Here is a 9,600-nt window from a genome sequence, read left to right as displayed (position 1 = left end):
CCGCCTCCGGGTGCAATACTCGACGCCCGAATCAGACGAATCCTGCTTTCATGACCATTACTTACCGACGACTGACACCGACCGATGCAGTGGCTTATCGCGCCTTGATGCTTGAGGCATATGATCGCCACCCGGACGCCTTTACCTCTGATGTAAAAGAACGTGAAACGCTGCCTGGCGAATGGTGGGAAAACAGACTGGATGACAGCAATGCTTCGACCGAAGCGGTGTTTGCCGCCGTTGAAGACAGTCAACTGCTGGGCGTAGTCGGACTGTCAGTTGAAACCCGAAATAAGGCCCGGCACAAGTCAACCCTGTTCGGGATGTACGTGCCTCAGGCTCACAGAAAAAGAGGCATTGGCTACCAGTTGATGTGCAGCGTGCTCGAGCATGCCAGATCCCGTCCTGAGCTTCTGGTCGTACAGCTCACCGTCACGCAGGGTAATGCCGCAGCACAAGGGCTTTATGAGCGCATGGGCTTTGTGACCTTTGGCGTTGAACCACTTGCAGTTGCCGTAGGCAGCAGGTTCGTCTCCAAGGTGCATATGTGGAAGGATTTACGGGAGTAAGTTATCCCCTAGCCATTATCTGCGCTCAACAACCGAGCGCCTCGGCAGCGTCGGTAAGGGAATCGACAATAATGTCCCAGTCCTGTTCGGCAGTAAGGTCAGACGTCTGGCCTGGCCCGTGCTCGGACGGGCGTCGGACGAACACGGTCTTGAAGCCATTCGCACGGGCTGCCGCGAGGTCGGAATTATGCGCAGCCACCATCGCGACTGCTTGCGGGGCCAGACCCACGGCGTCTGCCGATTTCAGGTAGGTCTGCGGCGTTGGTTTGTAAGAGCCCGCGATTTGCGCGCCGACAATCACGTCCCACGGCAAGCCAGCGAACTTTGCCAGGTTGAGCATGCCGGCAATATGCCCGTTGGAAAGCGTGCCAATCGAGAACCTGCGTTTGAGCCGCGTGAGGCCGGCGACGGAATCGGGCCATGGGTCCAGCCGTTCCCAGGCCTTGTTAAGCTCCGTGAGTTCGGTATCCGGAATGCTGCCGAAATCCACCTCGTGCCGCGCCAGCACGGTTTCGAGGCTCTCGCGATTGAGTACGTCGAGTGTCACGAAAGGACGCTCACCCGAGCGAACGCGCTGCATGGAAGGCTGGTAGAGCCCACGCCATTGATCGGCAAAATCGAGGGGGTCGACGTTCACGCCATGACGCAGCAGAAAGGGCGCGGCGGCGCGTGCCACACCACCTCGCCAGTCCACAACGGTGCCGAATACGTCGAACCCGAGAAACCCTATCTGTTCCAGCCTGGCCATATTGCTCTCCCGAATCGTGCACAGTCGCTTATAGTTCTACAGAATTAGAACTATAGAACCAATCGCGCCAAAGAGAGTTGTTTCGGGCAGGCATTGCCCCATCTGTAAACGCAATACTGCTCGGCGACTGATCAATCAACGGTAGATGGAGAATTCATGAACTACGTGAAGCTTGGAAACACAGGGCTGGATATCTCCAGACTGTGCCTTGGGTGCATGACCTTCGGCGAACCTGATGCCGGAACGCATCCCTGGACACTGGGCGAAGAAGCAAGCAGGCCGATCATCAAGCACGCCGTCGAGCAAGGCATCAACTTTTTCGACACTGCCAACAGCTACTCGGCAGGCACCTCGGAAACCATCGTCGGAAAGTTGCTGAAAGAGTTCACACGCCGCGACGAGACCGTGATCGCCACCAAGGTGTTCTTCCCGGCAAACATGTGGGAAGGCTCGACAAGGCCCAATGAGAAAGGACTCTCGCGCAAGGCCATCATGTCCAGTATCGATGCAAGCCTGATGCGGCTCGGCACTGACTACGTCGACCTGTATCAGATCCACCGCTGGGACTATGACACGCCCATCGAGGAAACCATGGAAGCCCTGCACGATGTGGTCAAGGCAGGCAAAGCCCGATACATCGGCGCGTCATCCATGTATGCATGGCAGTTCGCCAAGGCCCAGCAGGTTGCGGTCGCGCACGGGTGGAGCAAGTTTGTGTCCATGCAGAACTACCTGAACCTGGTGTATCGCGAAGAAGAACGCGAGATGATCCCGCTGTGCATCGATCAGGGTGTCGGCCTGATGCCCTGGAGCCCGATGGCGCGTGGCAGGCTGACCCGGCCCCATGGGCAGCAGACCGAGCGGACCAGGACCGACGTTTCCGGTCAGTCGTTCTACCAGGCGACGGAAAAGGAAGACGGTCGGGTGATCGACGTTGTGGAACAGGTCGCCGAGGAACGAGGTGTGCCGATGGCGCAGGTTGCACTCGCTTGGGTATTGGCCAAACGAGGGGTTTCGGCACCGATTGTCGGCGCTTCCAAAGCGACCCAGCTGGACGATGCCATCGCCGCGCTGGAGCTGGTGCTCAGCGACGAAGAGATCCAGCGCCTTGAGGCACCGTATGTACCGCATCTGGTGACCGGCTTCGTCTGACCGGCGCAGCAGAAACCCAACGCCGGCGAACGTTACAGCGTCGCCGGTAACCTGATGGACCGCCGTTGCCCGATAGAACGGTGGCCAGCAACGCTTATCTTATGAACACATCATCACAACCCTCGTAACTGTCACACACTTCTGAAATAACACCTTTCTATCTCGCCGCACGTAAATATCTATTTGGCGACCGACCGGCTGCACGGTATTGTCTGACTATTCGCAATGAATGGCCGTTTGCCAGCGCTTGATTCGACTTTATCCACTTCCCCCGTTCGAGTTCCTTCCATGAAAAATCCGGTTTCTCTGGCTACCCGCATCGGCTTGGGGTTTGCCGCGGTCGTTTCACTGCTCATATTGATCACCGCTGTCGGCATTCAGCGGGTTGGCTTCATCGACAGCACCCTGGAAGACGTTGGAGACAATGCCGCAAAGGTGCAACGCTATGCGATCAACTTTCGTGGCAGCGTGCATAACCGGGCGATCGCCCTGCGCGATGCGGTGCTGGTCAACAATGATCAGGACCTCGCGCGCCATCTGGCAGAGATGACCCGGCTGGAAAAGGACTATATCGATTCGGCTGCACCGATGGATCAACTGTTCTCCAGGCCGACCGTAAGTGCCGAAGAGCGGCAACTGTTGCGTGGCATCAAGGAAATCGAACAGCAGACGCTGGGCTCTACCAAAAGCGTCATTGCCTTGCGCCGTACCGGTGACATCGCCGGTGCCCAGGCCCTGTTGCTGAGCCAGACATCGGGCGACTACAGCGAATGGCTGAAGCGCATCAACGCGCTCATCGACCATGAGGAAGCCTCGATCAGGGTTCAGCTGGATAATGTGCAGGCGACCGCCAGCCAGTTCCGTGGCCTGATGCTGCTGGCAACGGCTTTCGCCGTGCTGCTGAGCATCGTGCTGTCGGTTTTCATCATTCGCTTTGTGAAAAAGACGCTTGGCGCGGAGCCTGTAGAGGTTGCGCAGGCCATTCGACGATTGGCGGCCGGTGATCTGCAGCAAACCATCACCACCGCGCATCCCGACAGTGTCATGGGCGTACTGAAAACCGCGTTGACTCGTCTCTCGGAAACCATCACCGAGGTGAGGACGGCTGCCCAGGAGGTCAGCCAGTCATCCACCGTGCTGTCGGCGGCCTCCTCTGCCAACAACACCCAGATCATGGTGCAGACCCGTGAAGCCGAACAGGTGGCGACCGCCATCAGCCAGATGGCCGCCACGGTCAATGAAGTCTCGGGCTATGCAGCACAGGCAGCAGACGCTGCACGTTTGGCAGACAGCGAAGTGGCGACCGGTAACCGACTCGTCGAAGGCACTACCACTGCCATCGAGCAACTGGCGGCCACGCTGACTGAAACAACAAATACTGTGGAGCAGGTGTCCAGGCACAGCGAGCAGATCGAAACGGTGATCGAGGTGATCAACTCGATTGCCTCGCAAACCAATCTGCTGGCACTCAATGCGGCCATTGAAGCAGCCCGTGCGGGTGAGCACGGCAGAGGCTTTGCGGTCGTCGCCGATGAAGTTCGTTCCCTGGCGAATCGTACCCAGCAGTCGACCCAGGAAATTCAAAACATGATCAGCACGCTGCAAGGCGGTACTGAAACCGCGGCGCAGAACATGCGCGACAGCTGCGAACTGGTCAATCGCGCCGTTGACCAGACACGCAACGCACAAAGTGCTCTGTCCAGAATCAATCAGGAAGTGGGCGCGATCAATCACATGAATGCGCAGATCGCCAGCGCTGCGGTTCAGCAAAGCTCGGTGGCAGAAGACGTTGCCATGAACATCAACAGCATTCACGACTCGACACTCAAGTCCGCCAATGGATCGCAGCAGGTGGCAAGTGCCAGCGAAGAACTGGCACAGCTTGCAGATCGCCTTACCCGCAAGGTCGCGTTTTTCAAAGCAGGCTGACGGTGTGAGCAGGTATTCGGCGATGGATGCTGCATCGCCGAATACCTCATTAGCGGCAAATCAGTCTGTGCAAATGACCGGCCTGGAGCGGCGCAGCGCCAGCGCAACGGTGATCATGGACAGCGCGGCACATACCGCACCGATGACGATGGCGGCGGTGAAGCCGGCCCGACCGGACACCACGCCGCCGATGAACGCCCCGCCGCCAATCGACAGATTCACCACACAGACCAGCAGCGCCTGAACACCTTCCACGCGATCATTGGAGGCCTCGAAACACCAGATCTGCGTGGTGATGGGGATCATCCCGAAAGCGAACCCCCAAACCAGAATCACCGGCCAGAGCAGCCACGGGTTGCCGACAAACATCAGCAGCGCAGTCAGCGAACCCAGCATCAGCAGGGTCATGATCAGCACCGAGGACGGTGCGCTTCTGGCTGCCAGGGCTCCACCGGCCAGATTGCCTGCCACCGCCGCCAGACCGAAGGCGAACAGCAATGCACCCAGGGCCTGCCCCTGGATATGCGCGAACTCCTGCACGAAGGGCGCGAGGTAGGTGTAAGCCGCGAAGTGCCCGACATAGATCAACAGTGCAGCGGCAAACATGCGGCGAATGCGTTGCTCGCCAGCCAGCGACAGCATCTGACTAATGCCGGCAGAGCGCTCGCCCGGCAGCGCCGGTAAAAACATTGCAATCAACAGCCCTACCGCAACCGTGACCACTGCCGCCGTTTCAAATGCGGCTCGCCAGCCGAACGCTTCACCGATCAACGTGCCAGCCGGAATCCCGGCAACAGTTCCGATCGAGACGCCCGCCAGCACATACGCGGTGGCCTTTACGCCCTCCTTGCCGGGCCTCAAGCGAGGACCGAGCGAACCGGCAATCGTCCAGAAACCTCCCAGTGCGAAGCCAAGCAGGACCCTGCCGGCCAGGGTCAGCCAGAAGTGCGTCGACAGCGCCACGATCAGGTTGGACGCCAGCAATATCGACAGCAGCCCCAGCAACAGGCGCTTGCGATCTACATGACTGAACAGGGCAATACAGGAAGGTGCTGAAATGGCCGCGAGGATGCCGGGCACAGCCATCATCAAGCCCGCTTGGCTGATGCTGGTTCCCAGGTCACGAGCAATATCGGGCAACAGCCCGACAGGGAGAAATTCAGTGGTGACGGTAGCGAATGACCCAAGCGATACGCTACCAACGGCCCACCATGAAGCGGGTTTTGTTTCTACGTGTCCAGCGGTTTCAAAACGACTCACAGCGGTTCCAGAATTCGGGAATGTCAGCAACTGACCCGTCGGGCCAGCGCATGGATGCGGGTAACCCTAACGGGTAAAGCCTTGACGAAGCCACCTTGCGAGCGAAATTCCGTATCAACGACACGCGATAATTTCTGCGAAGACTGGCTGTCAGGCCGATGCTCTGCGTCGAGGTTGCATGGGTGACGCAGAGCGTCACGAACGGCATTCCCACGCGGAGCATGGGAACGATCACTGACTGAATATCGTGCCGACGCTCTGCGTCGGCACGCAGTTCTTGACGCTCCGCGTCGAGGCTTCTTGCCTGGCGCGGAGTGTCAAAGGCATTCCCATGCGATGCATGGGAATGATCACACAGGCAGTCGTGACCTACTTGTTGCGGGTCACTCTCCAGACGGTGTTGGCCAGGTCGTCGGCGATGATGAGTGCGCCTTTCGGATCAACTGTCACGCCCACTGGCCGGCCGCGAGTCTTGCCGTCAGCTCCGCGGAAACCGGTTGCGAAGTCCACAGGCTCGCCGGCAGGACGTCCATTGCTGAACGGCACGAAGATCACCTTGTAACCCACCGGGTTATCGCGGTTCCAGCTGCCATGCTCGCCAACGAAGACGCCGTCAGCGAACTTGTCGCCCATGGCCGGGATCGAGAACGACACGCCCAGTGCGGCGACGTGCGAACCCAGGCTGTAATCCGGCTTGATCGCCGCAGCGACCTTGGCCGGGTTCTGTGGCTGGGCCCGCGTGTCTACGTTCTGGCCCCAATAGCTATAAGGCCAGCCATAGAACGCGCCCTCCTTCACCGAGGTCAGGTAATCCGGAACCAGATCAGGGCCCAGCTCGTCACGCTCGTTGACCACCGTCCACAACTGCCCGGTGCCCGGTTGAATCGCCAATGCCGTCGGGTTGCGCAGACCGGTCGCATAAGGCTTGTGCGCACCAGTGGCGGCGTCGATCTGCCAGACCATTGCCCGATCGATCTCGACCTCCATGCCGCGCTCGGTCACGTTGCTGTTCGAGCCGATACCGACATACAGGTAGCGGCCATCAGGGCTTGCCGTCAGCGACTTGGTCCAGTGGTGGTTGATCGCCGCAGGCAAATCGGTGACCTTGGTCGGCTCACCGCTGGCCTTGGTCTGTCCTTCCTGATAATCGAAGCTGACCAGCGCATCCTGGTTGGCCACGTACAGCTTGCCGTTCGCGAAGGCCAGCCCATAGGGCGCATTCAGGTTCTCGGCAAAGACCGTTTTCAGCTCATACTTGCCGTCGCCGTCCGCGTCCCGCAACAGTGTCAGACGATTACCACTCTTGACCTTGGTGTTGCCCTGGGCCTTGATGACGCTGGCAATCACGTCTTTGGGTTTGAGCTTGGCAGCGCTGCCGCCGCGCCCTTCGGCAACGATGATGTCGCCATTGGGCAAAACGATGGACTGACGTGGAATATTCAGATCACTGGCAATCGCCGTGATACTGAAACCTTCAGGCACGGCAGGCTTCTGATCGCCCCAAGCCGTCGGTTCGGCAATCTTCATGCTCGGCAACAGGCCGCGTTGCGGGTCCGGCAACTTCGGGTCCGGTCCGCGCGCCTGAGTGCTGTCGGCTTCACCACCGCAGGCGCTCAGCAGCAGCGCCATGCTCAATGCAGTCAATGCGTGGATATTTCTCATTCTGCACCTCCGGAACGCAGGCTGGTGAGCCCGGTCCACGTCGCAACGCAGGCCAGAACAGTAACAATGACCGACAGGATCAAGCCAGACGGCATGACCGCCCAGGCGTCTTTCGCATGCTCGAAGGCATTGACCAGACCCAGCACCCAGGTAACCAGCAACAACAGGAAGTACACCACGGGACGACCGGCCTTGTGATCCGCACGCACTAGATTGACCAGTGCGAACAGCAACGCCAGCCCGCAGAACAGCAAGCCTCCGGCAATCAACCAGGCGGCAAAGTTGCTCCACTGAATCTGAAAGGTCTGGTAGTAGGCGATGTCGCTCAGCAATCCGCCAAGAAACAGAGGCACGGTTCCGGCGAGCAGGGTCGCGTGTAGCGGGCCCGGCGTATATCGGTAGTCGGGATGGGTGGTTACGGTCATGACGGCTCCTTTTCGTTCGGCGACCCTGGATCAATGCTCAGTGCGAATGCACTCGCCTGTCGGGGTCGCGCTGAATGCGCATAGAAAAGGATCATTCTGGCGAAGCGATAGTTCAGCACTTTTCATTTCGAAATATTTTGAAAGCGTTACTGGCTCGCCGATGGCTTGTTTCGACGACAGCGTTCAGAGCAGTAGCGCACCTCATCCCAGCAGCGTGCCCACTTCTTGCGCCAGGTAAACGGCAACCCGCAGACCACACAGGTTTTGACCGGCAGCTCAGTCTTTTTCAAAGCGCCTCTCCAGCATCGAGCCTGGCCAGCAACGCCTCGCCCCGCTCCCGCAACGCCTGCTGTTTGGGTTCAGCCATGCGATCAAGGTTCTTGTAAATAATGCCCATACGCTGATTGCGCCGCAAAAGATCGCCATGGCGCATCAGAAAGTGCCAGTAGAGCGCGTTGAACGGGCAGGCATCGTCAGTCGTGCTTTCAGTGACCTTGTAAGCGCAGCCACGGCAATAGTCAGACATGCGCTTGATGTACTGGCCGCTTGCGCAATAGGGCTTGGAACCCAGATAGCCACCATCGGCGTGCATGACCATGCCCAGCGTATTGGGCAGCTCGACCCAGTCGAAAGCGTCCATGTAAATCGCCAGATACCACTCGCAGATCTGGCTCGGCACGATACCGGCAAGCAGCGCAAAGTTGCCGGTCACCATCAGGCGCTGAATATGATGGGCATAGGCATGCTTGAGGCTCTGGCCGATCGCCTGACTCATGCAGTTCATCTTCGTTTCGCCGGTCCAGTAAAACTCCGGCAGCGGCCTGCTGTTACCGAACAGGTTGCCATCGGCATACTCGGGCATTTTCAGCCAGTAAACGCCACGCACATATTCCCGCCAGCCGATCAATTGGCGAATGAAACCTTCGGCGGCATTCAGCGCCACCCTGCCCGACCAGTACGCGGACTCAACGTCACTGCAGATCTGGCGCAGATCCAGCAGGCCGATGTTCAGCGCAGCGCTGATCCGCGCGTGAAACAGAAACGGCTCATCAGTGGCCATTGCGTCCTGATAATCGCCGAAACCCGCCAGCCCGAAATCGAGAAAGTAGTCCCACAGCGCCTGAGCATCGACATGCGTCACCGGGTAATCGAAATCATCCAGCGAACCGTAATGACTGGCAAAACGTTCAGCTACCAGTGTCAGCACGTCGCGAGTGATCCCGTCTGCCGAGAAGCGCATCGGGTAAGGCGCAGCGACGCCCTTGGGCAGCGCCTTGCGGTTTTCCGCATCAAAATTCCAGGCACCGCCAACCGGTGTGCCATCGCCGTTCAACAGCAGCCTGCTCTTGCGCCGCATCTCCCGATAGAAGAACTCCATGCGCAACTGCTTTTTACCCTGCGTCCACGACGAAAATTCTTCGCGGGAACAGAGAAAGCGCGTATCGGCATGCCATTGAATCGGCAACCCGCTGTCCTTGATCGACTGCTCCAGCCGCCAGTCACCGCACTCGGTGACGTGCAGCTCTTTGGCTTGCAGCAGGGCCTGCCAGCGCCGCAACTCACCCGGCACCGACCCGGTGTTCTGCGGGTCATCAAGCATGACGTACTGCACCCGAATGCCGCGCTCGCGCAGCGCCTCGGCAAAATGACGCATGGCGCTGAAGATCAGCACGATTTTCTGCGGATGATGCGGCACATGGCTTGCCTCCTCCATCACCTCGACCAACAGGACCGTATCGCGCTCTGGGTTCAGGTCTTTCAGGGACGCCAGGTCGAAAGACAGTTGATCACCGAGGACGAGGTGGAGATGGGGGGATTCGGTCAATGGAAAAGGCTCCGCATGGCGTCTGCAAGA

Annotated in this window: 9 protein-coding genes; 3 read left to right on the top strand and 6 right to left on the bottom strand. The window is 59.0% G+C overall.

The features are described from left to right. Positions 1-50 precede the first annotated feature (50 nt). Positions 51-569, top strand: a complete 519-nt coding sequence (locus tag KP808_RS08190) for a GNAT family N-acetyltransferase (protein ID WP_230018043.1) — start codon at positions 51-53, stop codon at positions 567-569. A 25-nt stretch (positions 570-594) separates the two neighbouring features. On the opposite strand, the gene KP808_RS08185 is transcribed toward KP808_RS08190, so the two are convergent. Continuing rightward, a complete protein-coding gene (locus tag KP808_RS08185; RefSeq protein ID WP_058401953.1) occupies positions 595-1,317 on the bottom strand; it encodes a haloacid dehalogenase type II in 723 nt (240 codons plus the stop codon). Positions 1,318-1,473: 156 nt separating this feature from the next. Here KP808_RS08185 and KP808_RS08180 point away from each other — a divergent pair, with 156 nt between their 5' ends. Together KP808_RS08180 and KP808_RS08175 are read left to right on the top strand one after the other, a co-directional pair. Further along, positions 1,474-2,469 (top strand): aldo/keto reductase, encoded by a 996-nt coding sequence (locus KP808_RS08180; protein WP_230018042.1) that lies wholly within the window; start codon positions 1,474-1,476, stop codon positions 2,467-2,469. A gap of 288 nt (positions 2,470-2,757) precedes the next feature. Further along, positions 2,758-4,398 carry a methyl-accepting chemotaxis protein gene (locus KP808_RS08175; protein ID WP_230018040.1) on the top strand — a complete coding sequence of 547 codons (1,641 nt, stop codon included), beginning with the start codon at positions 2,758-2,760 and terminating at the stop codon, positions 4,396-4,398. A 60-nt stretch (positions 4,399-4,458) separates the two neighbouring features. On the opposite strand, the gene KP808_RS08170 is transcribed toward KP808_RS08175, so the two are convergent. From KP808_RS08170 to KP808_RS08150, 5 genes are all read right to left on the bottom strand, one after another. Further along, positions 4,459-5,658 carry an MFS transporter gene (locus KP808_RS08170; RefSeq protein ID WP_230018038.1) on the bottom strand — a complete coding sequence of 400 codons (1,200 nt, stop codon included), beginning with the start codon at positions 5,656-5,658 and terminating at the stop codon, positions 4,459-4,461. A gap of 369 nt (positions 5,659-6,027) precedes the next feature. Then, positions 6,028-7,320, bottom strand: a complete 1,293-nt coding sequence (locus tag KP808_RS08165) for a PQQ-dependent sugar dehydrogenase (protein ID WP_003368608.1) — start codon at positions 7,318-7,320, stop codon at positions 6,028-6,030. Then, positions 7,317-7,745 (bottom strand): DUF2231 domain-containing protein, encoded by a 429-nt coding sequence (locus KP808_RS08160; RefSeq protein WP_058401950.1) that lies wholly within the window; start codon positions 7,743-7,745, stop codon positions 7,317-7,319. The genes KP808_RS08165 and KP808_RS08160 overlap by 4 nt, the downstream gene beginning before the upstream one ends. Before the next feature lie 146 nt (positions 7,746-7,891). Then, positions 7,892-8,035 (bottom strand): DUF2256 domain-containing protein, encoded by a 144-nt coding sequence (locus KP808_RS08155; RefSeq protein WP_080394996.1) that lies wholly within the window; start codon positions 8,033-8,035, stop codon positions 7,892-7,894. Further along, entirely contained in the window at positions 8,032-9,570 is a 1,539-nt protein-coding gene (locus KP808_RS08150; protein ID WP_407692669.1) for a cryptochrome/photolyase family protein, read from the bottom strand. The genes KP808_RS08155 and KP808_RS08150 overlap by 4 nt, the downstream gene beginning before the upstream one ends. Positions 9,571-9,600 lie beyond the last annotated feature (30 nt).

Source organism: Pseudomonas savastanoi, from assembly GCF_020917325.1.
Taxonomy (GTDB): domain Bacteria; phylum Pseudomonadota; class Gammaproteobacteria; order Pseudomonadales; family Pseudomonadaceae; genus Aquipseudomonas; species Aquipseudomonas amygdali.
Note: the sequence above shows the minus strand (reverse complement) of the source record. Positions and strands in the feature narration are given on the sequence as shown.

Coding starts and splice junctions, on each gene's coding strand:
- KP808_RS08185 (WP_058401953.1), bottom strand. CDS start 1,317: ATGGCCAGGCTGGAACAGATAGGGTTTCTCGGGTTCGACGTATTCGGC.
- KP808_RS08190 (WP_230018043.1), top strand. CDS start 51: ATGACCATTACTTACCGACGACTGACACCGACCGATGCAGTGGCTTAT.
- KP808_RS08175 (WP_230018040.1), top strand. CDS start 2,758: ATGAAAAATCCGGTTTCTCTGGCTACCCGCATCGGCTTGGGGTTTGCC.
- KP808_RS08180 (WP_230018042.1), top strand. CDS start 1,474: ATGAACTACGTGAAGCTTGGAAACACAGGGCTGGATATCTCCAGACTG.
- KP808_RS08160 (WP_058401950.1), bottom strand. CDS start 7,745: ATGACCGTAACCACCCATCCCGACTACCGATATACGCCGGGCCCGCTA.
- KP808_RS08165 (WP_003368608.1), bottom strand. CDS start 7,320: ATGAGAAATATCCACGCATTGACTGCATTGAGCATGGCGCTGCTGCTG.